Below are 25992 nucleotides of genomic sequence, written 5' to 3'. Positions count from 1 at the left end.
TTGGGCCGTTGGGGTGAGATCCGGCCCGGCTGGGCGTTTCCCTGGGAGGCGACGGCCGAGGCGGGGGAGAGATAAGTAATGTTGTCGTACCGTCATATTCCGTCTCGGAGAATCCTGCTGGTCGCGGCGGGTCTGACGCTGCTGTCGGTGTCCACCCTCGGCCACCTGCCGGAGTCCGAGGACGCAGCCGCCTCCGTCGATCCGCCGGCCCCCGGCGGGGGTCCCGGGACGGCGGCCATACCCGCCTCCGCCCAGCAGCCGTCGGAGCGGGCGACGCCCCGGGCCCCGGCCGGCCCCGCCACGCCGATCCGGGATCCGGCGAAGCGCCGGCCGGTGTACGAGCTCTCGCCCGAGCGCAAGGTCGTGGCCCTGACCATCGACGACGGCCCGGACCCGCGCTACACCCCGACGGTTCTCTCCCTGCTGCGCAAGTACGGCATCAGGGCCACCTTCTTCATCGTCGGGGAGAACGCCCAGGCCCACCCCGAGCTGGTGCGCGCCATCGCGGAGGAGGGGCATCACGTGGCCAACCACACCTGGTCGCACCCCGATCTGCGCCAGCTCTCGGAGGCCAGGGTGCGCGAGGAGCTGGAGCACACCTCCGAGGTGCTGCACCGGGCCACCGGCCGGGCGCCGACCTGGTTCCGCGCGCCCGGCGGGGACTTCTCGCAGGCCTCGCTGACCACCTCCGCCGAGCTCGGCATGCGGCCGATGGCATGGTCGGTGGATCCGAGGGACTGGTCGCGTCCGGGCACGTCGCTGATCACCTCTCGGGTGCTGGAGGCAGTCCGGCCGGGCTCCATCGTGCTCAACCACGACGGGGGCGGTGACCGCTCGCAGACCATCGCCGCACTGCAGACCTATCTGCCGGTGCTGATCGACGGCGGCTACTTCTTCACCGCGCCCGCATGAGCGGCGCCAGGCGGGTCCGGGTGGTGGTGACCGGCGTCGTCCAGGGCGTCTTCTTCCGTGACACCTGCCGGCGCACGGCGCAGGCGGCGGGCGTGCACGGCTGGGTGCGCAACCGTCCGGACGGTGCGGTTGAGGCCGTCTTCGAGGGGGCGCCGCAGGCCGTCGACCGGCTGGTGGAGTGGGCGCACCACGGCCCGGAGACGGCTGTGGTCGACCGCGTGGCGGTGTACGAGGAGGAGCCGGAGGGGAGTACGGGCTTCGCGATCCTCCCGACGCCGTGGTGACGTCCTTTGGGGCGAAACCACCCAAACGAGTGGATTTGAAGAACCGTTTCGTCACTTTTGGGCGCCCTAGGGTGATCTCGCACTGCATCACCATGGAAAAGGAACACCCCTCATGCGCCTCCGTAACGCCGCGATCGCCGCCTCCAGCGCGCTCACCCTCCTGCTGGCCGTCCCCGGCTCGGCCGTCGCAGCCACCGGTGAGTTCGCGTACACCTATCGCGACCTCGCGGGCGAGCACCACGGGAGGATCATGGGCCCGCGCAGCGGCCAGTGCCTCGACCTGGCCCAGGCGACGGCCGAGGAGGCGGCGGCCGCCCCGAGGAACCGGACCGGCTCGACCGCGACCGCGTTCCTCGACTTCGGCTGCCAGGGGGACACGTTCTACGCGCTCAGGCCCGGCGCGGGCGCTTCGGAGCGCCTCAAGGTCCGCTCCGTCGTGTTCTCCTGACCGGCGGCCCGGCCCCGGGGGTCCGCGCCCCGCACACCGCCCGGTCGAGTGCCGCCCGGTTCGAGCGCCGGACGGGGCCCCACGGCGGGCCGACACCCGGCGCCCGGGCGGCGTAGCGTGGCCAGGAGAGACCTACGATTCCGCTCGTCGAGCCGCGCCCCCGGGTGCGGCCGGATGCCCCGCTCCCCGCCCTGCGGCCCGATGGCGTAGGAGGAGCGATGTCCGTTCAGGAGCAGGAACAGACGAAGCGGGAAGCCTTCGCGGGCCGCATGTTGCAGGTGCTCAACGACGCCTGTCTGGCGCTCCTGAGCAGCGTCGGCCATCAGAGCGGGCTGTTCGACACCATGGCGGGGCTGCCACCGGCCACGAGCGAGGAGATCGCCCGGGCCGCCGGACTCGACGAGCGCTACGTCCGCGAGTGGCTGGGCGGCCTGGTCGTCAGCGGAGTGATCGACTACGAGCCCGGGGCAGGCACCTACGCGCTGCCGCCGGAGCACGCCGCGGCGCTCACCCGCGCCGCCGGGCCGGACAACATGGGGCCCCTGTTCCAGGAGCTCGCCATGATGAGCGAGGTCGAGCAGCAGGTGCTGGGGGCCTTCCGCGGGGGCGGCGGGGTGCCGTACTCCTCCTACCCCCGGTTCCAGGCGGTCCAGGCCGAGGAGTCCGGGCGGGTCTACGACCTGGCGCTGGTGGACCACATCGTGCCCGTCGTGCCCGGGCTGGCCCAGCGGCTGCGCGAGGGCATCGACGTGCTCGACATCGGGACGGGCCAGGGCCACGCCGTCAATGTCCTGGCGAAGGCCTTCCCGCAGAGCCGGTTCACGGGCCTGGACCTCTCCGAGGAGGGCGTCGCGGCCGGGCGGGCCGAGGCCGCCGGGCTCGGCCTCGCCAACGCGCGCTTCGAGGTGGGCGACTCGGCCGCACTGACCGGCGAGTACGACCTGATCACCGCGTTCGACGTGATCCACGACCTGGCCAGGCCGACCGCCACCCTGGCCGCCGTCGCCGGTGCGCTGCGCACGGGCGGGGTCTTCCTGATGGGCGACGTCGCCGCCTCCAGCGACCTGGAGGAGAACGTGGACCACCCGCTGGCCCCGGCGCTCTACACCTTCTCGGTCTTCTACTGCATGACGGTGTCGCTGGCCCAGGGCGGCGAGGGGCTGGGCACGGTCTGGGGTGAGCAGCGGGCGCGGCGGATGCTCGGCGAGGCGGGCTTCACCGACGTGGACGCCCAGCGGGTCGAGGGCGACATCCTGAACGTCTACTACGTGGCACGGAAGGCAACCTAGCAACCGGGGCGGCGGCTGGAGGGGGAAGCAGGCGGCATCGGGGGAAGGAGAGGGACAGGGGGAGCGGGGGGTGAGCGGGAGATCGAGAAGGAGAGGGCCATGGGTGAGAACGGCTTCGCCCACCCGGAGACTCTGGTCGGCACCGACTGGCTGGCCGGCCATCTCTCGGACGGGACACTGCGGATCGTCGAGGTGGACGAGGACACCACCGCGTACGACCGGGGCCACATCCCCGGCGCCGTCGGCTGGAACTGGACGACGGACCTGCACAGCGCGGTGGGCCGCGACTACGTCGACCGGGCGGGCCTGGAACACCTGCTGAGGGCGGCCGGGGTCGAGGACGACACCAGCCTGGTGCTGTACGGCGGTAACAACAACTGGTTCGCGGCCTACGCCTACTGGATCCTGAAGCTGCGCGGCTTCGACCAGGTCAGGCTGCTGGACGGCGGCCGCAAGAAGTGGGAGCTGGAGGGCCGGGAGCTCACCGAGGAGGTGATGGACTACCCCCACTCGGCGTACCGGCTGACCGGGGCCGAGCGCCCCCGGATCCGCGCGCTGCGTGACGAGGTGTTGGCGCGGGCGGGTGCGTTCGCCAAGGGCGGCGCGGAGGCCGCGCTGGTGGACGTGCGCTCCCCCGCGGAGTACCGGGGTGAGCAGCTCGCGCCGCCGCATCTGCCGCAGGAGCAGGCGCAGGTGCCGGGCCACATCCCCGGTGCGGTGAACATCCCGTGGGCGAAGGCGGCCAACGACGACGGCACCTTCCGGTCGGCGGCCGAGCTGCGGGCCCTGTACGAGGGCGAGGGCGTCACGCCCGACCGTGAGGTGATCGCGTACTGCCGGATCGGTGAGCGCTCCTCGCACACCTGGTTCGCGCTGACCGAGCTGCTCGGGTACCCGGATGTGAAGAACTACGACGGCTCGTGGACGGAGTACGGTTCGCTGGTGCGGGTGCCCGTGGAGCTCGGGGCCTGAGGACGTGAGCCGGCTCCGGGGCCGGGGGTCGGTGGGCGACGGCCGCGCGGGGGGCCGGCCCGGCGCAGGACGGCTACGGGTGACGCGGGATGTCTTAGCGTGAACATTTCATAACAGGGGCATGGGCGGGCGTCCGCCGGGACAGGGATCAGACCATTCGTCAGCGACCCACCGTCCCGCAGACCCTGGAGGACCCCCGTGCGCAAGAGGCTCATCGTCTCTCTCGCCAGCGCGGCCGCCCTGCTCCTGGCCGTCCCCGCAGCCGCCTCCGGCCCGCCCGCCGGATTCGGCGCGGCCGGCGTCGGCGACCCGTACTACCCGACCTACGGCAACGGCGGGTACGACGTCTCGCACTACGACCTTCACCTGAAGTACCAGCCCGCCACCGACCGGCTGGAGGGCACCGCGACCCTGCTCGCCACCGCCACCCAGAACCTCTCCCGCTTCAACCTGGACTTCGCGCTGGACGTCAGCGAGGTGCTGGTGAACGGGCGGGCGGCGAGGTTCGCCACCACCGGTGAGCAGGAGCTCGAGGTCACCCCCGCCGTACCGCTCGCCCAGGGTGCGCAGGCCACCATCGTCGTCCGCTACGCCGGCACGCCGTCCAAGGTCTCCCGCTACGGCTTCACCGCCTGGCTGCGCACCCCCGACGGCGGAGTCGCGGCCGGCGAGCCCGAATCGGCCTGGTGGTGGTTCCCGAGCAACGACCACCCCTCCGACAAGGCCACCTTCGACGTCTCCGTGCTCGTCCCGGACGGCACCCAGGCGATCAGCAACGGCATCCTGACCTCCCAGCGCTCCAGCCTCGGCTGGACCCGCTACAGCTGGCGGGAGAACAAGCCGCAGGCCACCTACCTCGCCACCCTCGCCATCGGGCACTTCGACATCAGCACCGGCACCACCCCCGGCGGCCTGCCGGTCTTCAACGCGTACAGCAAGGACCTCGGCGAGAACGCCGGCGCCGCCCGCGCCAGCGTGGAGCGCACCGGCGAACTGGTCGACTGGCTCAGCGGCTACTTCGGCCCGTACCCGTTCAGCTCGGCCGGGGGATACGTCCCGAACGTGCCCACCGGCTTCGCCCTGGAGACCCAGACCCGGGTCTTCTACAGCCCCCGGCAGTTCGCGAGCGGCTCGAACTCCTCGGTGGTCGTGCACGAACTGGCCCATCAGTGGTACGGCGACAGTGTGTCCGTCCAGCACTGGAGCGACATCTGGCTCAACGAGGGCTTCGCCCGGTACGCGCAGTGGCTCTGGTCCGAGCACGAGAACGAGGGCACCGCCCAGGAACTCGCCGACTACGTCTACGCCACCCACCCGGCCGGCGACGCGTTCTGGAACGTCAAGCCCGGTGACCCGGGCGCCGAGAACCAGTTCGACATCGCGGTCTACGACCGGGGCGCGCTCGCCATCCAGGCGCTGCGCAACACCGTGGGTGACACCGCGTTCTTCGAGATCCTCAAGGGCTGGCCGGCCGAACGGCGCTACGGCAACGCGAGCATCGCCCAGTTCCAGGCCTATGCCGAGCGGATCTCCGGGCGGCCGCTCGGCGACCTGCTGCAGACCTGGCTGTTCACGGCCGCCAGGCCCGCCGCGCCGGCGGCCGGGGCCAAGGGGCAGGCCGAAGCGCCCCAGGGCCTGAGCGCCTCGGCGGCTCCGGGCGCGCCCCGGGAGCCGCGCTCCTGGAAGCAGATCGCGGCGACCAACGCCGTGCACGAGCACGAGCACGCGCGCGAGCACGGCGCACGCTAGCCGTCCCGCGGCCGGACGTCGGCGGCAGGCCCCGGGCGAGGTGCCCGGCGGCCCGCCGCCGCTGCCGGCCGCCGGACGTTCAGGCGGGGAGGTCGGCGCTCACCACGTAGTAGTCGAGCAGCCCGTCCCGCCAGGCGGTCACGAAGTTGCGCGACCAGTGGCCCGGCGGCACCGCGCCGCCCGCGAGATAGCGGTCGAAGCCGGGCCAGACCGCCTCGCCGATCGAGCGGACCCGCACCTCGGCGAAGCCGGCGCGAGACAGCTCCGCCGAGAAGCCGTCGATCGGGTGCGCCACGTCCAGCCCGCTGGCGAAGCTCGCCAGCACCTCACGCAGCGGCTCGGCCGCCGCCGGACCACTGCTGAAGAACGTGGTCACCACCAGCCGCCCGCCCGGGCGCAGCACCCGCGCCGCCTCCCGGGCGAACCCGGCCAGCTCGCGGAAGTGCTGCGCCGCCTCCACCGAGTACAGCCCGTCCAGCCTGCCGTCCGCGAAGGGCAGCCGGTCGGCGGACCCGGTGACGTAGTCCAGCCGGTCGGGCCGGGAGGTGAGCAGCGCCGCGTTGGCGGCGCGGGCCCGGGCCACCTGCTGCGGATGGATGTCGACACCCGTCACCGCGGCGAAGCCCAGCTCGGCGAGGGCCAGCGCGCACCCCAGGCCGCGCCCGCACCCCACCTCGGCCACCCTGCTGTGCGTCGGGTCCGGGAACTCGCGCAGCACCCTGCGGTACAGCTCCTGCTGGCTGCGCACCCGGGCGGCCCGGTCGGGCGGCCCGGTGCGGCCCAGCGTGCTCCAGTCGCCGAAGTTGATGTACCCGCCGGCGAAGGACGCCGCCAGGCTCAGGTCGTCCGATCCGTACGTCCGCTGCACCGCCGGGAAGATCCCGTCCTCGCTCACGGTTCGCCCTGCCTCTCGTCACGGTGCCGGGCCCCCGCCCGGCACCGTGGGTATGTACCCGTCCGACCATCCCGCCGACACCCTCTGCCCGCCGCCGCTGCGGATGACCGGCCGCCGGTGCTGATCGCTGCGGTTGTTGATCAGTGCGGCTGATCACAGAGCACAACGACGGCTGCGGCCCGGGGACATGGCGCAGGGCGAAACCGTCCGGGCGGCTCCCGGGCCCGCCTGCCGCCGAGCGCGGCCGGGTCCGTGCGCCTGGACTGTCCCGCGTGAGCGACCGCGCGTATGGTCGAGGAACGGGGTCGTGGCGACGCGACGGCGTGGGAGAGGACGGCCGATGACCACCCAGGACGGGGACGAGGAGCAGGCCGGGGTCTGGGCCGACCCGAGACTGCGGGCGGTCACCGGCCGGGTCGGCGAGCAGGCCGTGGTGTGCGCGCTGCACGGCGAGATCGACTTCGACAACCACGGCACGGCCGAGGCCGCCCTCGTCGCGGCGCTCGACGCCGGGGCGCCGGTGCTGGTCGTCGACCTGGAGCGGCTGGCCTTCTGCGACTCCTCCGGCCTCAACCTCCTGCTCCAGGCGCGCCTGGCAGCCGACCGGGCGGGTACGGAGCTGCGGCTCGCCGCCCCCGGCGAGCAGTTCGCCCACCTGCTGGAGGTCACCCAGGCGTCGGAGGTCCTCAACGTCTATCCGACCGTGGCGCAGGCACTCGCCACGGCCTGACGGCCGGCCGTCCGGGCCCCGGCCGGCCGTCGGGCGGCCCCTGCCGCCCGCCGCCCGATGCCGCTCACTGCGGCGCCTCGGCGTGCTACGGATGGTGCGGCGAGGCGGACGGGGAGCCGTCCATCGTCCCCAGCGGCTGGCCGGGGATGCCGTGCCCGCGGTACCGACCGTCGGGCGAGGCGGTGCTGATCTCGGCCCAGACCGTCTTGCCGTCGGGGCGCTGCTCGCTGCCCCAGCGGTGGCTGAGCCGCTGCACGATCATCAGCCCGTGCCCGCCCGGGTGGCCGGGCCTGGCCGGCTGAGGGGTGGGCGCGACCGGGCTGGCGTCGGTGACCTCGACCCGGATCGCCCGGCCGGTGCGGCGCAGGTCGAGCCCGAGCGGGCCACCCGCGTGCATCGTGGCGTTCGCCACCAGCTCGCAGACCACCAGCAGGATGTCCTCGTCCGCCGGGTCGCCGACCCGCCAGGAGGCGAGCGCGCCACGGACGAGCTCCCGGGCCGCGGCGACCGGGTGCGCTGCCCGGGAGAGATCCAGCCGGCATTCCGGGCCGGGGCGACGGCCGGCGCCGCCAGGACCGATGTCTGCGCTGTCGCTCATGGCTCCCGTACCTCAGGCCTCTACCGTCCACAGGTGCTGCGGAAGGTCTCCGGCCGGGCGTCTGCCCTGCGCGGGGCGGCTCCACACCTGATCGCGGTGCGATTTCGCGGACCCGGCCACAGTCAAAAGGTGTATTGACCTCAAGAGAGGGCAAGAGCGAACATACGGGCGAAAGTTAGCACGCCATCGGCACGAGACCGGAGAGGAGCGGGTCAATGGCCATGCCGGCACCGGTGGTGACGGAGACGGACACGGCAGTGACGCCGGGTACGCGGGACGTGCCCGGCCGGCCTGTGAGCTGGGAGGACCTGCCCGACATCGCCGACCCGAGGAGTGCCAGCACCTCGGAGGCCAAGGAACTCTCGCGCGAACTGTTCCTGCGCCTGCGGGAGGCGGAGGAGGGCACCGAGCTGTACTCCTACGTACGCGGCACCCTGATCGAGCTGAACATCTCGCTGGTGAAGTTCGCGGCCCGGCGCTACCGCCACAGCCACGACTCCGTGGACGACATCGTCCAGACCGGCACGGTCGGCCTGATCAAGGCCATCGACCGGTTCGACCCCGACCGGGGCGTGGAGTTCACCACCTTCGCACTGCCCACCATCACCGGCGAGATCCGGCGCTTCTTCCGGGACGCCACCTGGGCCGTCCACGTACCCCGGCGGCTCCAGGAGACCCGGCTGCTGCTGGCGCGCGGATGGGACGAGCTGGAGCAGGATCTCGGCCGCCCGCCCGGCACCGCCGAGCTGGCCGAGCACCTCGCGCTCAGCGTGGACGAGGTGGTCGAAGGCCTCCAGGCCGGGAACGCTCGCACCACCAGCTCGCTGGAGGCACCCACCGAGGACGGCGACTGCGACAGCACCATCGAATGCCGGCTGGGCTGCTGCGACCCGGGCCTCGCGGCGGTGGAGGACATCCAGTCCCTCAAGCCGCTGATCGCCGCCCTGCCGGAGCGGGACCGGACGATCCTGGCCCTGCGCTTCACCGAGGACCTCACCCAGGCCGAGATCGGCCACCGCCTCGGGCTCTCCCAGATGCACGTCTCCCGGTTGCTCACCCGGTGCCTGGAGGTGCTGCGCACCGGCCTGCTGGATCCCGACTCCGAGGCAGAGGCAGAGGCAGAGGCAGAGGCAGAGGCCGAGGCAGAGTCCGGGGCCGAACTCGAATCTGAAGGCTGAAGCCCGAAGCCTGACGTGAGCCCGGCCGGGGCACCTTCGCGGAGGCGCCCCGGCCGGGCGCGGGCTGGGCGGCCGGTCCTCGGGGCGGGGTGGGTCAGCCCCGGGGGAGGACCAGGGACTGGACGGCAGGCAGGTGGCGCCAGTCGCTGGAGACGACGCTCGCGTGCGCGGCCGCCAGCTGGGCGGTGCGGGCGCGGGCCTGCTCGGCGGTCGGGTCGGTGGCGCTGATCGCGGGCGCCACGTTGTGGGCGTCGGTCATCACCAGCAGGTAGTGCCGGGCGTCGTACCAGCCGGTGTCGATCCCGCCGACGTACGCGGCGGCGTCGCCGTCGAAGACCACGAACCAGGGCCGGATGCCGCTGTCGCCGTACGCGTTGCGCGGGTCGCCGGCGGTGGCGCCGTGGACCACCGGGAAGACCTGGGCCTGGCCGATCCTCCCGGCCGCGGCCAGGCCGCGCAGGTGGCGGGCGTACTCGACGTCGGTGTGCAGGGTGTCGAAGGGGTTGCTCTCCTCCAGGGTGCCGGGTATCACGTCGACCAGTACGCGGCCGGCGAGCGCCGAACGGCTGGGCCAGTTACCGGCCTTGGCGGCCTCGTCGAGATTGGGGTAGGAGCCGCCGCCGGGCCTGGCGAGCAGGTCGGCCGGGCGGAAGGCGGCCGCGCCGAGGTGGGCGGCGATCAGCGCGTCCAGCTCGGCCGGGCCCATGCCGCGGTTGGCGGCGAAGCCGGCCTTGAGCTCCAGCTTCACCACCAGCGGACCGGACTGGGGGTGGGCGCCGAGCCAGACCCGCAGGTCGTCGAAGCAGCTCTCCAGGTTCTTGTTCGCCCCGCCGCTGTACAGCTGCGCCGGGCTGCTCGCGTTGACGCAGTTGTTGCTGTTGCCCAGCGGGTTGGAGTGGCTGACCTTCCACTCCTTGGTGATCGTGTCGGTCCAGACGTCCAGCTCGATCATGCCGGTGCCGGTGTCCAGCGCCTGGGCCAGGTAGGAGAAGGCGGCGGGGTCATAGGTGTTGTGCAGGCCGACGGTGGTCGCCGAGCCGAAGGGTGGGTCGGAGGGCGCGGTGGCGGTCGCCTGCTGGGCCGGCAGGCCGAGGGTGACGGCGGCGGCCACGCCGGCGAGCAGCGCGGCGGCGAAGGTGCGACGGAGGGTCAAGGTGTCTCCTGGGACATGTCGGACGGTGCACCCGGTGGGGGCTGCTGTCGGCAGCATCCGCCATCCGAGCGGATTCGAGGTGACATGACAAGAAACAGTGTTGAGCGGCTGTCAGGAGCTTTGGCGTCAGAGGCCTGGCGGGGCCGTCGTGCGTGCGTCCCGCGGGCGCGCTGACGCCGTGTCGCCCCGGGGCTCCGCCGAACCCGGGGCGACACCGCGTCCGCCGTTGACCGGCGGTCAGCTGACGCTGACGGCGCTCCACGCCGCGGCGACCGCGTTGTACTCGGTGCTGCCGGTGCCGTAGAGGTCCTTGGCGGCGTTCAGGGTCGCGGTACGGGCACCCTTGTAGGTGGTGGTGGACGTCATGTAGACCGTCAGCGCCCGGTACCAGATCCTGGCGATCTTCTGGTTGCCGATGCCGGTCACCGTGGAGCCGTCGCAGGTGGGGCTGTTGTAGGCGACGCCGTTGATGGTCTTGGCGCCGCTGCCCTCGCTGGCGAGGTAGAACCAGTGGTTGCCGACGCCGGAGGAGTTGTGGACGTCGAGCTGGGCGACCTTCCTGCTCCAGCAGTCGGCGGACCGCCCGTCCAGGGACGGCTTGTCGAAGCGGCGCAGCCACGGCGGGGTGGACTGGTCACTGAACAGGTAGTCGGGGGTGTCGACGCGGTTGTTGGCGTACCACTCGACCATCGTCCCGAAGATGTCGCTGGTGGCCTCGTTGAGGCCGCCGGACTCGCCGCTGTAGCGCAGGTTGGCGGTGGCGCTGGTGACGCCGTGGGTCATCTCGTGGCCCATGGTGTCGAGGTCGACCTGCTCGGGGTCGGTCACGCCGTCGCCGTCGCCGGTCATCATGCAGAAGCAGGTGTCCGACCACTGGGCGTTGTCCCACGCGGTGCCGACGTGGACGAAGACGGTGGCGCCCTTGCCGTCGTTCTTGATGCCGTTACGGCCGAAGGTGTTCTTGTAGTAGTCGTACGTCCAGGCCGTGTTGGCGTGGGCGTCGACGGCGGCGGTGGCGCGGTCGGTGGAGAACTTCTGCCCGTCGCCCCAGACGTTGTCGGCGTCGGTGACCAGCAGGCCGGAGCTCGCAGTGATCGAGTTCGCCGAGACGTTGCGCGCGTCCTTGGTGGTGTGGCCGCGCAGGGAGTCGATCAGGGCGTAGGCGCCGTTGCGCGGGGTGGTCTCGATGGCGACGTCGCCGGTGTACTCCGAGTGTCCGGTGCCGGTGGCCTCCTGCTCGGCGTCGTACGCCTCGATCTGCTCGCCGGTCGACGCGTCGGTGACGACGACTCTGCCGGCGGGCTGGCCGTGCTCGCCGACGCCGGCGACGGTGGTCCGCCAGGCGAGGCGGGGCGTGCCGTCCGCGGCCCAGACCACCAGCTCGGGGGTGCTGGTCGCGGCGCTGATGCCCTGGGCCTGCTGGAGCGCGCGGGAGGCGCCGGTCTGGGCGGGGATGGCCGGGACGGTGGACTTCACCGCGGCGTCGTGCGCCGCCGCCCGGGAGGAGTCGGTCAGGCGGCCGTGGGCGTCCTGGTGCACCACCAGGTCGCCGCCCACGACGGGCAGTCCACGGTAGGTGCGGTCGAAGCGGACGTGCTGGCTGCCGTCGGCGTCCAGGATGACGTCCTTGACCTGGAGGTCCTGCTCCGGGCCGAAGCCGAAGACCGCGGCGTTGCGGGTGACGTTGGCCCTGGCGTGGGCGATCGCCGCGTCACGGCCGGAGACGGCGGAGGCCGTACCGGTCTGCACGGTCGTGGCGACGAGGGCGGCGGTGGCCGCTATGGCTGCGGCCGCGAGGTGGCGGCGGTGAGAGGAGGTGGGGCTCACTCTGACTCCAGTCGGGGTAGCTGCAGGGACAAGCTGCGACAGAGCTTGACGATGAGCAGCCAACAGGCGCCATCCGCGCGACGGAATCTTGACCAATCTGTAGCCAATAACGATCAGAACTGTTCAAATCACAGAATTGGTTGGCGTTCTGACGGTTCAAATGGTATGTCATGGCTCGCCTGATCCCGCTCATTCCGCCGCAATTGTTCGAATGCAGCACAGACGGGTATCAGCAGGGCGGGCATCGATGAGGCACCGGTGGGCGGGCGGATGGGGTGGGCGGCGGTGAGGAGCAGCGGGGGCGGAGGAGGCGACGCGGATGGACGAGCGGCTGGCGGCCGGGCTGCGGGGCATCCCCGACGAGGGCGTGTTCACACCGGAGTCGGTGTCCTGGCGCGTGCACGCGGATCCCGCGATGGGCCTGGCCGGCCTGCGGGCGCTGATGCTCCAGGCGCTCCACCCGCTGGCCATGGCCGGCGTCGCGGAGCACTCCGCCTACCGGGAGGACCCGTGGGGCCGGCTGTACCGCACCGCCTTCTTCATCGGGGCGGTCACGTACGGTACGGGCGACGAGGCGCGCGAGGTCCTGGAACGGGTCCACCGGGTGCACCGCCGCGTCCGCGGCACCGACCCCGCCACCGGCCGGCCGTACCGGGCCGACGACCCGGACCTCCTGGTCTGGGTGCACTGCAGCGAGGTCGCCTCGTTCCTGGACGTGGTCCGGCGCGCGGGCCTGCGGTTGACCGACGGTGAGGCCGACGCGTACCTGCGCGAGCAGGCGGCGGTGGCCAGGCTGGTCGGCGTCCCGCCGCACCATCCCGTACCGGAGTCGACGGCCTCGCTGGACGGGTACTTCCGGCAGGTCCGGCCCGAGCTGCTGGCCACCCCGGCCGCCCGGGCCGCGCTCCGGTTCGCCTTCGTCCCGCCGTTCCCGGCGCTGGCCCGCTGGGCCACGCCGGTGCGGCCGGCCTGGTGTGGGCTGGCGGCGCTGGCCTTCGCCCTGCTGCCGGGCTGGGCGCGCCGGATGTACGGCCTGCCCGGCTGGACGGTGACCGACCTGGCCGCCACCGCCGAGGCGAGGGTGGTGAGGGCGGGCCTGCTGCGGCTGCCGGGCGGTCTGCGCGAGGGCCCGCACCTGGTGGCGGCCCGGCGGCGCTGGGCCGCCGTGGCGCGCTGACGCGCTCCGGCAGGCGGGGAGCCGGCTCGGCAGGGGTCAACGGGTCGACGGGTCCGACGTGTCCGACGGGTCGGGGATCGGTCAGGCAGCCGGGTGCTGCGCTCCGCCCGGCAGTGCCTGTTCGGACCAGATGGTCTTCCCACGGGCGCCGAACCGGGTGCCCCAGCGCTGCCCGAGCTGCCCGATGATGAACAGCCCCCGCCCGCCCTCGTCGGTGGGCCGGGCCCGGCGCAGGTGCGGCGCGGTGCTGCTGCTGTCGGACACCTCGCAGATGAGGCTGCGGTCGAGGATCATCCGCAGCAGGATCGGCGGGCTGCCGTAGCGGATGGCGTTGGTGACCAGCTCGCTGACGATCAGTTCGGTCGGGTACGCCAGGTCCGGCAGGTCCCAGACGCCGAGCTGGTGTTCGGCGAGCCGGCGGGCGGTACGGACCACGGCGAGGTCGTCGGGGAGGGTCCAGATCGCGACCCGGTCCTCGCCCAGGGCCCGGGTGCGGGCCAGCAACAGGATGGCGTCGTGGCTGGTGCGGCCCGGCAGGAGCGCGTACACGGCGTCGTCGCACATCTGCTTGAGGTCTTGCCCAGGGTGGGCCAGTACCCGGCACAGGACGTCGGCCGGGTCGGCGGAGGAGGGCCCGCCGGGCCCGCCGGGTCCGTCGGGGTGGCTGACGGGTCCGGCGCCGGCGGTCAGGCTGCTGGTGTGCAGGGCCAGCAGGCTGCCCTCCGGCAGCTCCAGGGTGGCCGCCTCGTACCCGCCCTCACCCGTGCCGAGGGCCGCTCCCTGCGGCGGGTCGAAGGCGAGCGCGGAGCCGTCCGGGCCGACGAGCACCGGCGGTGGGTGGCCGGCTCTGGCCGCCGTGAAGACCCGCGTCAGCGGGTCGTAGACGGCGTAGAAGCAGGTGGCGAGCGGCCGCAGGGCGATCCCGGGACCGCCGCCGGGTTCGCGGTCCTGCTCGGCGTTGAGGGTGCCGGCGGTCTCGTCCAGGCCGGCGAGCAGCTCCTCCGGCGGCAGGTCGCGCGACGCGAGCGTGCGCAGGGCCGTCCGGAGCTGGCCCATGGTGGCGGCCGCCTCGATGCCGCTGCCGACGACATCGCCGACGGTCAGGGCGACCCGGGCCGAGGAGAGCGGGATGACGTCGTACCAGTGCCCGCCGCCGCCCGCGGAGCCCGCCAGGTAGAGGTGCGCGGTCTCGACGGCCGTCAGCGGCGGCGGCTCCTGGGGCAGCAGGTGGCGCTGGAGAGCGGTGGCGATGGTGCGCTCGCGGGCGTAGCTGAGCGCGTTGTCGATGCTGAGGGACGTTCGGGCGGCGAGTTCACGGGCCAGTTCGAGGTCGTCGTCGTCGAAGGGCTCGATGCGCCGGTAGCGGTAGAAGCCCGCCACGCCCAGCAGCGTCCCGTGCACGCTCAGCGGCATGATGATCATCGAGTGCACACCCATGTCGAGCAGCCGCCGGGCCCGGACCGGGTCGGTCGCCAGCCACGTCTCGTCCGGGTCGAGGCTGCGGACGAGCCGGGGAGCGGCGTCGCCCAGGCTCTGGGTGAAGGGGGTGGGGAAGGGGAACGTGCGCAGGGCGCCCTGCTCGTCCGCGTCGGCACCGCTGACGCCGCTGGTGAGGGAGCGGAAGGCGGCCCGGCGCAGCGGGGCGCCCAATCCGACCGGTCCCGGCTCCAGCGGCACGCCGCGCAGCGCCGCGTCCAGGATGTCCACCGTCACCGCGTCCGTGAAGCGCGGCACGGCGGTGTCGCACAGCTCGGTGGCGGTCCTGAAGGCGTCGAGGGTGGTGCCGATCAACCGATGCGCGGCGGTGAGGATCCGCAGTCGTTCGACGGCCTGCTGCCCCTTGGTCACGTCCTGTGCCGACGCGATGCCGAGGACGCTGCCGTCGGCGTCCTGCACCCGGAAGATCGAGATCACCAGCGAGATCCGGCGCCCGGGATCGGCGGGCGCGGTGCCGTGCACCACCAGGTTGCGGACCTCCGTGCCGGTCTCCAGTACGCTCGCGGCCAGCGAGTCCAGCGCGGCGGTGTCGAAGCCGGGCGCGAAGTCGCTGAGCCGGTGCCCCACGACCTTGTCCGCGGCGACGCCCCGGATCCCGCGCGCCGCCGTGTTGAAGCGGACGATCCGCAGGTCACCGTCGAAGACGAAGAGGCCTTGGGGCGCCTGGGTGAAGAGGGCGTCGAGGATCCCGGCGGACTGGTCGTCCCGCTGCTCGCCCGCTGGTCCCGCTGCTCGCGCCACCGGACCCACCTCCTGGCAGCTGCTGTGGCCTCATGGCGTGCTCTTCCACGATGGCAGAGCGGGGGCGTGCGGCAAATCCGGTCGGTGGGCGGGTGCGGGTCCGGCGGGTGTGGGTCCGGCGAGTGGGGGTTCGGCGGGTGGGGGTTCGGCCCGTCCGGGTTCGGTGGCTGCTCGGGGCGTGGCGGCCGGGGCAACGGCGACGGCGGTCGGTGCGGGCGCCTCGGCGGTCGGGGCGGTCGGGGCGGTCGGGGGGACCGGGGGGACCGGGAGCCTTCGGGGCTGCTCGTCGGCCTGTGGGCGCGGGCTCGGGGGAGCCGCCTCCCCGGCGGGGGGTGCAGGGTCGCCCGCCGGGGCCGGGGCCGGGTCGGGGGAAGGGAGGGGGACCGGGGCGGGAGTAGCAGGGACGGCTGGTGCCGGGGCCGGCGGCTCGGGGTCGGTCCACTCGAGTCCGTTCATCCGGGCGACGAACCGCGCGATCGCGCCGGACTCCGGGCCGGTCGAGCCGGCCACCAGGAGCCCGGGCCGTGCCGGGCCGAACTCCGGCATCCCGCGCAGCAGTTCGCCCAGGCTCTGCCAGACGTCCTCGGGCACGGGCTGCCCCTGCTCACCGACGATCAGCAGCGGCCGGGCGGGATCCGCCGTCCGCAGCCGGGGCGCGAGGTCCGTCGGCGCGCCCGAAGGCCGCAGCCAGAGCCCGGCCGGGACCGCCTCCAGCAGCCAGCCGGGCAGCGCCTCGAACAGCGCCGGGCCGCAGGCCGTCCAGCCGTCCGGGCGGCTGCGCCAGGACGAGGCGACCACCCGACGACGCTCGGCGGAGGCCGTCAGCTCGACCAGCAGGGGCTCCCAGGTGGGGGTGCCCTCGGCGTCCAGGATCCGTGCCGAGTGCCCGTCGGCGGTGGGCAGCGGCAGCCCGAACGCTGCCCGGACCTCGCGGCCGAGCTCGACGGCGAGCCCGCAGGCCAGGCCGGTGAGCGCGGCCGGAGCGGCCCACGGCGCGCTCAGCAGCAGACTCGCGGTGGCCGGCGCCCAGCGCCTGACGGCGGTGGCCAGGTGGTCGACGGACACCAGCGGCTCGGCGGGGTGACCGAGGACCAGGACGAAGGTGCCGGGCGCGGCGGCGGCGTCGTCGATCGCCGCCGCACGCAGGCCGACCGGGGCGCCCGGCGCCCTGACCCAGCAGCCCGCCGGGATCCAGGCGGCCAGCGGCCCGCCCCGGCCGAAGGGCTCGCCGGAAAGGACCGGGACGGGCTCGGAGGTTGCGCGGGTTGTGACAGGGGTGGCCGGAGCGGCCGGTGGGGCCTCTGGAGCCGGCGGGGCCGCCGATGGCGAGGTGTCATGGGCATCGGGTGAAGGCTCGGGTGGGGCCGTGGGTATGACCTGGGCGGGTGCCGTGAGCTCCGGTTCCGGAGTGGAAGCCGGTGCCGGTGCCGCTACCGGAAGGGGCACGGACGCAGGCGCAGACACAGGTGCCGGAGTGGGCACCGGCCAGGTCGGGCCCAGCCGCTCGGCCGTACCGGCCGGCGCGCAGCGCCACCAGGAGGCCGGTTCGGCGCCGTCGGCACCGGTCACCAGCAGGGTGCCGTCGGGTTCGATCGACACCGTGCCGTCCGGCGCGATGACGGGCAGCCCGGCGCGCCCGGCGACCTGCTCGGCGACCCGCCGGCCGTCCGGCTGTACGGCGGCGAGCCCGGAGGCGGCGAGCAGGAGGACGGTGGCGCCCCGGCCGACCGCCGCCCGGGCCAGTTCGGGCAGGCGCGCGCGCAGGACGGGCGCCGCGTCGGCCGCGGCGGCGATCACGATCAACGCGTCCGGGGCGGGCCGCAGCAGGGAGAGGGCACCGGCGAGCTGCCAGGGCCCGTCCGGGCCAGCCGGGTCGGCGCCGGTGGGGGCGATCACGAAGTGCGGGCCGGCCCGGTACAGCTTCGACGGACCCGACCGCGCCGCTCGCTGCTCCTTGCCGTCGCCGCTGCCGTCGCCGGCTCCGGATGCCCCGCCCAGCCGGCCGGTCACCCTGCGCAGCCTCCGCAGCGGAGAGACGTCGGCCGGGCCGGGCGGCGTGGCCGGCACGGAGGTGTCGGCGGACTGTGGTCGCGTGAACCTCGCGCGCATCGCCGGCCTCCGCTGATCGCTGGTGCCGAGCCTTCCGCCGGTTCGGCCTCTCACCGGGATCTACGGGCGGCGTTCCGGCGGGGGTTCAGCGCGGCCGACCGCCGGCGCTCAGTGTGTCAGCGAGCTCTCGATGGTGGCGAGGCGCTCGGTGACGGCGTCCGCGATGTGCCCGTGCAGCTGGTGGAGGCTGATCGCGGCGCGCAGGTGCTCGGCGGCGTCCTCCGGGCGCCCCTGGTCGAGCAGGAAGTCGGCGAAGCCCTGTTCGGCGACGGCCTGGAGGTGGAGGAACCCGACGTTCTGACAGGTGGCCAGCACCGAGGTCCACAGCGGTTCGGCGGCCGCGGAGCGGCCTAGCGTGTGCAGGGCCCGCGCCTCGGTCATCATCGCCCAGAGGTGGACGGTGGCGGCCGGGCGGTCGGCCAGCAGGCGCCTGACCTCGCGTGTGCGGACCAGGGCCGTCCTGTTGTCGCCCGTCATGTTCATGATTGCGGCGTCGTAGCAGAGCACGGCGGCCCGGTGGTGGGGCAGGGTGTCCGTCAGACTCAGTTCGGTGGCGCGGGCGCACAGCTGCTCCGCCTCCTGCGGGTCCCCGAAGTTGGCGACGACCAGGGCCAGCGTGTAGAGGGCGCGCAGGCGGGTGTTCCCGTCCGACGGCCCGGTGCGCCGGACCGCCTGCCGGGCCAGGCTCACGGCCTCCATCGAGAAGTCGACGCCGAACAGGGCGTTGGCGCAGGAGCTCTCCAGGACGGCCATCCCCTGCTGGGACCCGCTCAGCTCCGCGGCCCGCAGCCCGGTCCGCAGGAACGGCAGCGAGTAGTTCAGCCGGCCCGTGCCGTAGTACAGGCTCTCGGCCGTCCGGGCCAGCCGCCAGGCCCGCTCGTACCGGCCGTCGGCGGTGGCGTCCATGACCAGCGCACGGATGGCGGGCTCCTCCGGGCGGAACCAGGCGAGCGCCGAGCGGGCGTCGCCGGCCTGCGGGACGGCCAGCGGAGGGTGTTCCCGCTCGCCGTAGCACTCGATGCCGGGGTCCAGGTGGTCGGCGGCCTGCCGGGCCGCCTCCAGGTAGTAGTCCATCAGGCGGTCGGTGGTCAGCCGGCGGACCTCGGCCGGCTGCTCCTCGTACAGCTCCATGCCGAACAACCGGACCAGGTCGTGGCGGCCGTAGCGGCCGGGTGTGTTCTCGGTCAGGAGGTGGTACGAGGCCAGCTCGCCGAGGGCGCGCCGCGCGTCGCGCAGTTCGCGGCCGAGCAGCGCGGCGGCGGCGTGGCCGTCCACCTCGGGGCCCGGATGGGCGGCCAGCAGCACGAGCAGCCTGGCGGCAGTGAGGGAGAGGTGGCGATAGGTCAGGGTGAGCGCGGTGCGGACGCTGACCGAGCCCTGGGTGTCCAGGGTGAGCAGCCGGGTGCGCTCGTCGGAGAGTTCGGCGACCAGGTCGGCGATGGTCCAGCTCGGGCGGGAGGCCAGCCGGGAGGCCGCGATCCGCAGTGCCAGCGGGAGACGGTCGCAGAGGGCGATCAGCCGCTGTGCCGCCGCGGGCTCGGCCTGCACCCGGTCGGCGGTCAGTGCCCGCTCCAGCAGCCGCAGTGCGTCGCCGTCGGGCAGCGCGTCCAGCCGCAGCAGGGCGGCGCCCTCCGTGACCAGCAGATCCTCCAGCGTGTTGCGGCTGGTGATGACCGTCGAGCAGTGCGGACCGCTCGGGAGCAGGCCGATCACGTCCGCCGCGCTGCGGGCGTTGTCCAGGACGACCAGGATCCGCTGCTGCTCGGTGCGCGCGCGGTAGAGGGCGGCGCGGGCCGCCGGGTCCCGCGGGACGGCGCTCTCCGCCACGCCCAGGGCGATCAGGAACTGGGTGAGCACTTCGCCCTGGTCGGTCGGCCCGGCTGGGTCGAAGCCGCGCAGGTCGGTGAAGAGCCGGCCGTCGGGGAAGCCCTCGGCGGCGGTGTGCGCCCAGCGGACGACGGTGGCGCTCTTGCCGACGCCGGCCGGGCCGACCACCACGGCCAGCCCGTCGCCGACCCGGTCCGGGCCGCACTCCTGGTCCAGCCAGTGCGACTCCAGGCTGCGGCCGACGAATCCGGCGGGCTGCCGGGGCAGGTGCCGGGCGCGGGCGGTGGCCGCTGCCCGTACGGGCGGCGTGCCCGGGACGGCGGTGGTGCGGTCGGGGGCGGTCTCGGTTGTGCCGGGGGGCGTGGCGACCTCGCCCGCCCCGGCGGCCCCGGCGGCCCCAGCGGCCTCGGTCGCTTCGGCTGCCGGTGCGTGGGCCACCGGTGCGTGAGGCTCCGCGGGCGGCTGGGCCGCCGCCGGCCGCGGCTCCTGGCCCGGCGTGCCCAGGCCCGCGCCGCCGGCGACCGGGAGGTCGTCGCTGAGCGCCGCGGCGAAGGCGGCGCGCAGCGCGGGGCCCGGGGTGACGCCGAGCTCGCTGTCCAGCCGCTCGCGTGCCTGGTGATAGGTGGTCAGCGCGTCCGAGAGCCGGCCCGCCTGGTGCAGACAGCGGATCAGCAGGGCGACCAGGGGCTCGCGCAGGCCGTCCGCCCGGACGCCCTGCTCCAGGGCCGGGACGGCGACGGCTCCGCTGCCCAGGCGCAACAGCCGCTCCGCCCAGGCCATGAGCACCAGGGTCCAGGACTCGTGGAGCTGCCCGGCCAGGGCCTGGCGCAGCTCGGTGTCGGGCAGGTCGGCGAGCGCCGCGCCGCCCCAGAGGTCCAGGGCCTGCTGGAGGAGCGTGGCGGCCTCGGTGTCCTGCGTGGCGGCCTCGGCGCGGGCGGCCAGGGCCTCGAAGCGGCACAGGTCGACGTCGTCCGCCTCCCCGGTCAGCAGGTAGCCGGGTGGGCGGGTGTGCAGCGTGAAGGAAGTGCCGCCGAGCACCTTGCGCAGGGCGGCGATGTGCCCCTGGAGGGCGGCCTTCGCCTGGGCGGGCGGCTGGTCGCCCCAGAGCAGCTCGAAGAATCGGTCCACCGGGACGACACGCCCCAGCTGAAGTGCGAGCAGCGCAAGCACGGCACGTCGCTGTGAGCCGGCCACCTCCGCCGGCGTGCCGTCATCGGCCCGCAGTTCCACCGGTCCGAGCAGCCGAATCCCGCATGCGTTCCCCAACGCAGACCACCCCGGAGCCTTCTGGTCGATAACCGGACAAGCAGCTTAACGACGGTGAGGGGTGGCAGCGGTACGCCCTGCGGCCCCGCTGCCGCCCGGTCATCGGCCAGGATGCCGGCGGGGTATGGCCTGGTTCCCGAACTTCCCCAGATGGCAGTCTGATTGGGGGCCGGTCGGCGCGGCAGGGGGTGGTTCAGCATATAGGGGGTGATCCCTGTCACACTGTCCGGCCGTGCGCCCGGCCGTGCGCCTTCCGGCGGCAGGCTCCGGTGTCCCGGGTCGGCGAACCCGTGCGGTTCGGGCCGGTTCAGGCCGGTCGCGGGGGTGGTGAACCCGCGGGGCCCCGCCGTCCGTCACTGCGGATGGACGCGTCTGCGCTCCGCCCACCGGGGCAGGAGCGGCGCGCGTTCCACCGAGAACCGTCGTCGAAGGGCCAGGAACCAGGTGGGCAAGTACCGGCACGGCAAGAACGGACGACCGGACGGGCCGGCGGCGACCGCCGGGTACCAGCTGCCGGCCGCAGCCTGGGCCGAGGAGGAGTCAGCGGGGCAGGTGCCGGAGCAGGGACAGGAGACGGCGCCCCAGGCCGCTGCTGCGCCCGAGACCCCCGAGGCCCCCGGGGCGCCCGGTACCGCTGCCGCGTCCGAGATCGGCGCCGGCTCGGGGCCCGCGTCCGTGCCCGCGCCCGCAGGGGCGGGGGCGGACGCCGGGGCCGGGACATCGGCCGGTGTCGGGGTCGGGGCTGCGGGCTCGGCAGGGAGCAGCACCGAGATCGCGACCGTCCCGGCACCGGCCGGTCGGTCCGGCGGAGTGCCGCCCGCCCCTGCGGCTCCCGATTCGCGGAACGCCGGCAGGCCCGGCCGGTTCCCCAAGCCGATGATCGCCGCCGCGGCGACCGCCGGCGCGGTACTGATAGGTCTGCCGCTGCTCCTCTCGCCCCTCGGCGGTGGTGGCGACGGTGCGCACCACGGGCAGGCCGCCGCGGCCGCGGCCGGCTACGACCAGCAGGGCGACGGCGGTGACGGCTTCGTTCCGACGGCCGACGCGCACGGGAACGTCGACCCCGGCGCCTCACCCCGGGCGAGCAGTCCGCCCGCGGAGCCGGCGCCGAACTCGCAGACTCCGGCCGGTACCGACGGCGGCGCACCGGTCGGTGCAGGTGGTGGCAGTGGCGGCGGCGACGTCATGGGAGCACCGGCGGCCCCGCCGGGCAACGGCGGCTCCGGCGGTACGACGACCCGCGGCGGCGGCTCCGGGGGTACCCAGTCGCAACAGCAGTCGCAGTCCTCGTCCAAGCCCCAGAACCGGTCCGAGTCGCAGGGCCAGCCCCAGTCGCAGGGCGGATCCCAGCCGCAGGGCCAGCCGCCGGCCGCTCCGCCTGCGGCGCCGCCTCAGGCGGCGGCCCCCGCCCCGGCGCAGGCACGGCCCAACCCGGCCCCCTCGGCCTCCGCACCGCCGGCGCCACCCACCTACCGGGCGGTCACCGGCGCCTCCTGCACCAACGTCAACGCCGGTACCGGCTTCCAGCAGTTCGGCTGGTACGACAAGGGGGAGTCCGGCTGGGTCGTCAACTCCAAGGGCGGGTACAGCGGCGACGGCTGCCAGGGCAAATACAGCTCGATGCCGATGTCCGGCGACGCCAAGAAGGACTACGAGAACTCCGCGCTCTGGACGTTCTCCACCGGTCAGGTCAAGAGCGGCAGCTGCAAGTTCTCCGTCTACGTTCCGGACAACGGCGACGTCAAGGCCGTGGGTGGCGCACCGGCGTACTACACGGTGCAGAGCGGCACGAGCCCGGGCAGCGGTACGAGCGGTTCGTTCACCGTCGACCAGGTCGGCAACCGCGGCCGCTGGGTCGGCACCCCTACGTTCCCGGTGAGCAACGGCAGGATCGCCGTGATGCTGCACGACAGGGGCAACGACTGGGAGGGCAGCTCGAAGACCGCCCACCTGGCGGCCGCCGCCATCCGGGCCGACTGCACCGGCTGACGGCTGGCAGGGACGGGGATGGGCACCACCGGCCGGGGCGGCGAAGGGGAGCGAGGCGTCCGGCACGCCGCGCGCTGACGGTCTGTGCGGTGCGCCGCAGGACGGCGGCCACCGCACGATCGGTGCCGGAGGCCGGCCGGGCCGGGCCCGGCTGACGCGCGGGCAGCCGGCGTTAGGGTGGCCGTCATGCGGGACGACTCAGTGGCAGACTTCTACGATCGGCTCGCGGCCGACTACCACCTCATCTTCGCCGACTGGGACGCCACCATGACCCGGCAGGGCGAGGTCCTGGACGCGGTGATCCGCGGCAGGCTCGGCGAGGGTGCCGCGTCCGTGCTGGACTGCTCCTGCGGGATCGGCACCCAGGCGATCGGCCTCGCTCTTCGCGGCCACCGGGTCACGGGTACCGACCTCAGCTCCGCGGCGGTCGGCCGGGCGGCGCGGGAGGCGGCGCTGCGAGGGGCGCGGCTGCCGGCGGCGACCGCCGACATGCGGAGGTTGCCCTTCGCCGACGCCGTGTTCGACGTCGTCGTGTGCGCGGACAACTCCCTCCCGCACCTGCTCACCGAGGAGGACGTGCGCGCCGCCCTGGCCGAGATGCGACGCGTCCTGCGCGACGGCGGACTGCTGGTGGTCAGCACCCGGCCCTACGACGAGCTCCTTCGGGCCCGTCCCGCGTCGACCCCGCCGCAGGTCGGGCCGACGTCCGGCGGCCGTGCCGTCACCTTCCAGCTGTGGCACTGGCACGACGACGGCGAACGCTACGACCTGGAGCACTTCCAGCTCGTCGCACAGGAGCAGGACTGGCGGGTCGCCGTTCGCCGCACCACCTACTGGGCCCTCACACAGCGGCAGTTGACGGAGTTCGCGGCCGGCGCCGGGTTCACCGAGATCGCCTGGGAACTACCCGAGGCCAGTGGCTTCTACCAGCCCCTCCTCACCGCGCGGGTTCCCCGGCCCGCGCCGGCGGTGGATCACTGAGAGCCGGCGCCGGCCCGCTCAACGCGCCGCATGTCCTCGCCGACCAGCGCCGCGAGGGTGCGGAAGGCCTTGCGGGTCCGCGGCCGTAGCTCGGCGGGGTCGAACCCGCCTTCGCCCGCGAGGTGCTCGTCGGGCGGCACCACCACCACGTCCCGGCAGCGGGCCCGGAAGTAGGGTGCCATGTCCTCGGGCCTGATCCGGCGTCCGGCACTGCGCGCCGGGCAGACCGCCATGATCGCGCGCTGCGCCAGCTCCCCGTAGCCGTAGGCGGTCAGCCACTCCAGCGTGGCGAGCGCGCCCCGCGCGCCGTCCACGGTGGTACCGGCGGCGACGACCACCTGGTCGACGACGTCGAGCACCCCGCGCAGTGCCTCGGTCGGCAGGCCCGCGCCGCAGTCGGCGAGGGTCACGGGGTACTGGTCGCCCGCCAGTTGGACCGCCTGCCGGTAGGCCCCGGCGTCGAGGGCGGGGGAGAACGCGCTGGCGGGGCCCACCGGGTGGGCGAGGAGGTCCAGGCCGTGCGGGGTCTGCGAGGTGAAGCGGCGTACGTCGTGCCGGCCGGCGAGTGGTGCGGCCGCCTCCACCAGGTCGCGGACGGTCGCGGGATTGCGGTGCCCGGCCCGTCGCCCGAGGCTGCCCGTGCCCGGGTCGGCGTCGATCGCGACCACCCCGCCGGAACGCTCGGACGCCAGCATCCAGCCCAGGCCGAGCGTGGTGGTGGTCTTGCCCACCCCGTGGGCGAGGCCGATCACGGCTACTCGGTAGCTGCGGCTGAGCGGTGTGCGGATGGCGGCGAGCTGCTCCTGCTCCCACCCGCCGCCACCGCCGAGACCGGCGAAGCGCCTGCGCGGTGCGGGGGCGGCGGTTCCGTTCGCCTGGGGCTGGGGCTGGGGCTGGGGCTGGGGCTGGGGCTGGGGTGGCCGGCCGACCGCCGGCGCGGCCGCGGGCATGGGCGGGAGCAGGAGCTCGGGCGGCGTCGGGGGCATCGTCCGGTCGGCGGGCATCGCCGCGGCCACGGGGGCGGCGGCCTCCACCCGCGGCTCCACCGCGCTGCGGGCCGGCCGCGCGGTCGGCGGGACCAGCACCGTCCCCAGCGGGTCCAGGGGGCGCATCCAGTCCGGTGCGGCCGCCGGGGAGTCCGTCCCAGGGGCTGCCCGTCCGACCTCGCCGACAGCTCCGGTTGCTCCGACCGCCATGGGCATCGGCCACTCGGCGGGGGTGTAGTCCGGCGAACGGTCCCAGTCGCGGTCGTCCGCCAAACGCCGCACCGTCGCTGCCCCGTTGCCTGCCGCCGCTGCCACCAGCTGCCTCCTGTGCATCGCTTCGACCGTCACCCAGCTGAACGGCCCGGGGCCTGCGGTGCGTTCAGTCCAGCGGGCGGTGCCGGCGGTGCCGGCGGTGCCGGCGGTGCGGGGCGGTGCAGGCGGCCAAGGCCGCGGCAAGGGCGCTCGTTGGTGACGCCTTGGGGCGCTGTTGGCAGTGCCCTGAAGGATCCGACGGGTCAGGCCAGGGAGGTTCCCGGGCGTCGCCCAGGCGACGCCACCCCGGGACCGGGACCCGTGGCGAGCCGACGCGAAGAGAGAGAAGTGTGACCATGCAGACCCTTGCCGTGGCCGCGAACCGTACCGGTGGTGGCGCCGCCGCCCTCAGCACCCCGTCGCCGAAGGCCCAATCCGCGTCCGCCGTACGGAGGGTGTCCGTGATGCGTGCCGTGTCCGCCGTACCTTCCGCTCCCGCGGCTCCCGCGGCTCCCGTCGCTCCCGCCGCACCCGCCGTGGCCGCCACGTCGGCCGCCGCCCCTCGCGCCACTCTGGACCACGACGAGCTCGCCGAGCTCTACCGGCTGCACGGCCCCTACCTGCTGCGCTCCGTCCTGCGCGTGACCAACGGCGACCGCGGCAAGGCCGAGGACATCCTGCAGGAGACGCTGCTGCGCGCCTGGCAGCACCCCGAGGTGATGTCCCGGGGGCCGGAGCGGAGCCGGCCGTGGCTGTTCACGGTCGCCCGTCGGATAGCCATCGACCACCTCCGGATGGCCGGCGCCCGGGCCCAGGAGGTGATGACCGACATCCCCGAGGAGCGCACCGCCGTGGTGAACCCCTTCGACGAGGTACTGGCCTCCCAGGACCTCTGCGCCGTCCTCGCCAGGCTGCAGCCCCACCACCGCGAGGTGGTGGTGGAGCTCCACCTGAAGGACCGTTCTGTCGCCGACACCGCGGTGGCCCTCGGCGTTCCGGTGGGGACGGTCAAGTCCCGCAACTTCTACGCGATCCGGGTCCTGCGCAAGGTCCTCGCGGAGCAGGACACCGAACCAGGGCCGGAGGTCGTGAGGGCGGCCTGCTGACGGACGGACAGGCGGCGAACTGTAAC

20 protein-coding genes are annotated in these 25992 nt (G+C 74.3%); 12 read left to right on the top strand and 8 right to left on the bottom strand.

The annotated features are described in order from the left end of the window. Nucleotides 1-78: 78 nt before the first annotated feature. The 6 genes from ACIBH3_RS27335 (at nt 79) to ACIBH3_RS27310 (ending at nt 5654) form a co-directional block, all read left to right on the top strand. The gene (locus ACIBH3_RS27335) at nt 79-912 is read left to right on the top strand and encodes a polysaccharide deacetylase family protein (protein ID WP_396314739.1); all 834 of its coding nucleotides are present in this window, start codon (nt 79-81) and stop codon (nt 910-912) included. Further along, nucleotides 909-1196 carry an acylphosphatase gene (locus ACIBH3_RS27330; protein WP_396314738.1) on the top strand — a complete coding sequence of 96 codons (288 nt, stop codon included), beginning with the start codon at nt 909-911 and terminating at the stop codon, nt 1194-1196. The genes ACIBH3_RS27335 and ACIBH3_RS27330 overlap by 4 nt, the downstream gene beginning before the upstream one ends. A gap of 112 nt (nt 1197-1308) precedes the next feature. After that, on the top strand, nt 1309-1644 hold the full coding sequence (locus ACIBH3_RS27325) for a hypothetical protein (RefSeq protein WP_396314737.1): 336 nt from the start codon (nt 1309-1311) through the stop codon (nt 1642-1644). 218 nt (nt 1645-1862) lie between these two features. After that, the gene (locus tag ACIBH3_RS27320; protein ID WP_396314736.1) at nt 1863-2933 is read left to right on the top strand and encodes a class I SAM-dependent methyltransferase; all 1071 of its coding nucleotides are present in this window, start codon (nt 1863-1865) and stop codon (nt 2931-2933) included. Between the two features lie 99 nt (nt 2934-3032). Next, nucleotides 3033-3905, top strand: coding sequence for a sulfurtransferase (locus ACIBH3_RS27315; protein ID WP_396314735.1), 873 nt, complete (start codon nt 3033-3035; stop codon nt 3903-3905). Nucleotides 3906-4103: 198 nt separating this feature from the next. Next, complete coding sequence (locus ACIBH3_RS27310) at nt 4104-5654, top strand: M1 family metallopeptidase (RefSeq protein ID WP_396314734.1); 1551 nt, start codon at nt 4104-4106, stop codon at nt 5652-5654. Nucleotides 5655-5733: 79 nt separating this feature from the next. On the opposite strand, the gene ACIBH3_RS27305 is transcribed toward ACIBH3_RS27310, so the two are convergent. Continuing rightward, entirely contained in the window at nt 5734-6549 is an 816-nt protein-coding gene (locus ACIBH3_RS27305) for a methyltransferase domain-containing protein (RefSeq protein ID WP_396314733.1), read from the bottom strand. A 340-nt stretch (nt 6550-6889) separates the two neighbouring features. Here ACIBH3_RS27305 and ACIBH3_RS27300 point away from each other — a divergent pair, with 340 nt between their 5' ends. After that, a complete protein-coding gene (locus ACIBH3_RS27300; RefSeq protein ID WP_396314732.1) occupies nt 6890-7279 on the top strand; it encodes an STAS domain-containing protein in 390 nt (129 codons plus the stop codon). Between the two features lie 85 nt (nt 7280-7364). Here the strand turns inward: ACIBH3_RS27300 and ACIBH3_RS27295 are convergent, their stop codons facing one another. Beyond that, complete coding sequence (locus tag ACIBH3_RS27295; protein WP_396314731.1) at nt 7365-7877, bottom strand: ATP-binding protein; 513 nt, start codon at nt 7875-7877, stop codon at nt 7365-7367. Between the two features lie 215 nt (nt 7878-8092). Between ACIBH3_RS27295 and ACIBH3_RS27290 the strand changes: the two genes are divergently transcribed. After that, nucleotides 8093-9055: a SigB/SigF/SigG family RNA polymerase sigma factor gene (locus tag ACIBH3_RS27290; protein WP_396314730.1), complete on the top strand. Its 963-nt coding sequence runs from the start codon at nt 8093-8095 to the stop codon at nt 9053-9055. Nucleotides 9056-9149: 94 nt separating this feature from the next. Here ACIBH3_RS27290 and ACIBH3_RS27285 read toward each other — a convergent pair whose 3' ends face one another. Together ACIBH3_RS27285 and ACIBH3_RS27280 are read right to left on the bottom strand one after the other, a co-directional pair. Beyond that, nucleotides 9150-10208, bottom strand: a complete 1059-nt coding sequence (locus tag ACIBH3_RS27285) for a phosphatidylinositol-specific phospholipase C domain-containing protein (protein ID WP_396314729.1) — start codon at nt 10206-10208, stop codon at nt 9150-9152. 237 nt (nt 10209-10445) lie between these two features. Further along, a complete protein-coding gene (locus ACIBH3_RS27280) occupies nt 10446-12035 on the bottom strand; it encodes a M4 family metallopeptidase (protein WP_396314728.1) in 1590 nt (529 codons plus the stop codon). 319 nt (nt 12036-12354) lie between these two features. On the opposite strand from ACIBH3_RS27280, the gene ACIBH3_RS27275 reads away from it, so the two are divergent. Further along, the gene (locus ACIBH3_RS27275) at nt 12355-13212 is read left to right on the top strand and encodes an oxygenase MpaB family protein (RefSeq protein ID WP_396314727.1); all 858 of its coding nucleotides are present in this window, start codon (nt 12355-12357) and stop codon (nt 13210-13212) included. Nucleotides 13213-13293: 81 nt separating this feature from the next. Here the strand turns inward: ACIBH3_RS27275 and ACIBH3_RS27270 are convergent, their stop codons facing one another. The 3 genes from ACIBH3_RS27270 to ACIBH3_RS27260 form a co-directional block, all read right to left on the bottom strand. Then, nucleotides 13294-15450: a SpoIIE family protein phosphatase gene (locus ACIBH3_RS27270; protein ID WP_396314726.1), complete on the bottom strand. Its 2157-nt coding sequence runs from the start codon at nt 15448-15450 to the stop codon at nt 13294-13296. Between the two features lie 30 nt (nt 15451-15480). Then, nucleotides 15481-17559 (bottom strand): hypothetical protein, encoded by a 2079-nt coding sequence (locus ACIBH3_RS27265; protein WP_396314725.1) that lies wholly within the window; start codon nt 17557-17559, stop codon nt 15481-15483. Between the two features lie 108 nt (nt 17560-17667). Continuing rightward, nucleotides 17668-20556: a BTAD domain-containing putative transcriptional regulator gene (locus ACIBH3_RS27260; RefSeq protein ID WP_396314724.1), complete on the bottom strand. Its 2889-nt coding sequence runs from the start codon at nt 20554-20556 to the stop codon at nt 17668-17670. A gap of 540 nt (nt 20557-21096) precedes the next feature. On the opposite strand from ACIBH3_RS27260, the gene ACIBH3_RS27255 reads away from it, so the two are divergent. Both ACIBH3_RS27255 and ACIBH3_RS27250 read left to right on the top strand, forming a co-directional pair. Further along, nucleotides 21097-22641, top strand: a complete 1545-nt coding sequence (locus ACIBH3_RS27255) for a hypothetical protein (protein ID WP_396314723.1) — start codon at nt 21097-21099, stop codon at nt 22639-22641. A 186-nt stretch (nt 22642-22827) separates the two neighbouring features. Beyond that, a complete protein-coding gene (locus ACIBH3_RS27250) occupies nt 22828-23622 on the top strand; it encodes a class I SAM-dependent methyltransferase (protein ID WP_396314722.1) in 795 nt (264 codons plus the stop codon). Here ACIBH3_RS27250 and ACIBH3_RS27245 read toward each other — a convergent pair. Beyond that, entirely contained in the window at nt 23616-24923 is a 1308-nt protein-coding gene (locus ACIBH3_RS27245) for a MinD/ParA family protein (RefSeq protein WP_396314721.1), read from the bottom strand. The two genes, ACIBH3_RS27250 and ACIBH3_RS27245, sit on opposite strands and share 7 nt — an antisense overlap. Nucleotides 24924-25324: 401 nt before the next feature. Here ACIBH3_RS27245 and ACIBH3_RS27240 point away from each other — a divergent pair, with 401 nt between their 5' ends. Beyond that, nucleotides 25325-25966 (top strand): sigma-70 family RNA polymerase sigma factor, encoded by a 642-nt coding sequence (locus ACIBH3_RS27240; RefSeq protein WP_396314720.1) that lies wholly within the window; start codon nt 25325-25327, stop codon nt 25964-25966. The last annotated feature ends 26 nt before the right edge of the window (nt 25967-25992 follow it).

Origin of the sequence: Kitasatospora sp. NPDC050543, from assembly GCF_044457565.1 — a bacterium.
Lineage (GTDB): Bacteria > Actinomycetota > Actinomycetes > Streptomycetales > Streptomycetaceae > Kitasatospora.
Note: the sequence above shows the minus strand (reverse complement) of the source record. Positions and strands in the feature narration are given on the sequence as shown.

Excerpts from the sequence above, each read along its gene's own strand:
- ACIBH3_RS27275 (WP_396314727.1), top strand. The coding sequence starts at position 12,355 with ATGGACGAGCGGCTGGCGGCCGGGCTGCGGGGCATCCCCGACGAGGGC.
- ACIBH3_RS27330 (WP_396314738.1), top strand. The coding sequence starts at position 909 with ATGAGCGGCGCCAGGCGGGTCCGGGTGGTGGTGACCGGCGTCGTCCAG.
- ACIBH3_RS27290 (WP_396314730.1), top strand. The coding sequence starts at position 8,093 with ATGGCCATGCCGGCACCGGTGGTGACGGAGACGGACACGGCAGTGACG.
- ACIBH3_RS27240 (WP_396314720.1), top strand. The coding sequence starts at position 25,325 with ATGCGTGCCGTGTCCGCCGTACCTTCCGCTCCCGCGGCTCCCGCGGCT.
- ACIBH3_RS27265 (WP_396314725.1), bottom strand. The coding sequence starts at position 17,559 with ATGCGCGCGAGGTTCACGCGACCACAGTCCGCCGACACCTCCGTGCCG.
- ACIBH3_RS27250 (WP_396314722.1), top strand. The coding sequence starts at position 22,828 with ATGCGGGACGACTCAGTGGCAGACTTCTACGATCGGCTCGCGGCCGAC.
- ACIBH3_RS27300 (WP_396314732.1), top strand. The coding sequence starts at position 6,890 with ATGACCACCCAGGACGGGGACGAGGAGCAGGCCGGGGTCTGGGCCGAC.
- ACIBH3_RS27315 (WP_396314735.1), top strand. The coding sequence starts at position 3,033 with ATGGGTGAGAACGGCTTCGCCCACCCGGAGACTCTGGTCGGCACCGAC.
- ACIBH3_RS27320 (WP_396314736.1), top strand. The coding sequence starts at position 1,863 with ATGTCCGTTCAGGAGCAGGAACAGACGAAGCGGGAAGCCTTCGCGGGC.
- ACIBH3_RS27335 (WP_396314739.1), top strand. The coding sequence starts at position 79 with ATGTTGTCGTACCGTCATATTCCGTCTCGGAGAATCCTGCTGGTCGCG.
- ACIBH3_RS27325 (WP_396314737.1), top strand. The coding sequence starts at position 1,309 with ATGCGCCTCCGTAACGCCGCGATCGCCGCCTCCAGCGCGCTCACCCTC.
- ACIBH3_RS27295 (WP_396314731.1), bottom strand. The coding sequence starts at position 7,877 with ATGAGCGACAGCGCAGACATCGGTCCTGGCGGCGCCGGCCGTCGCCCC.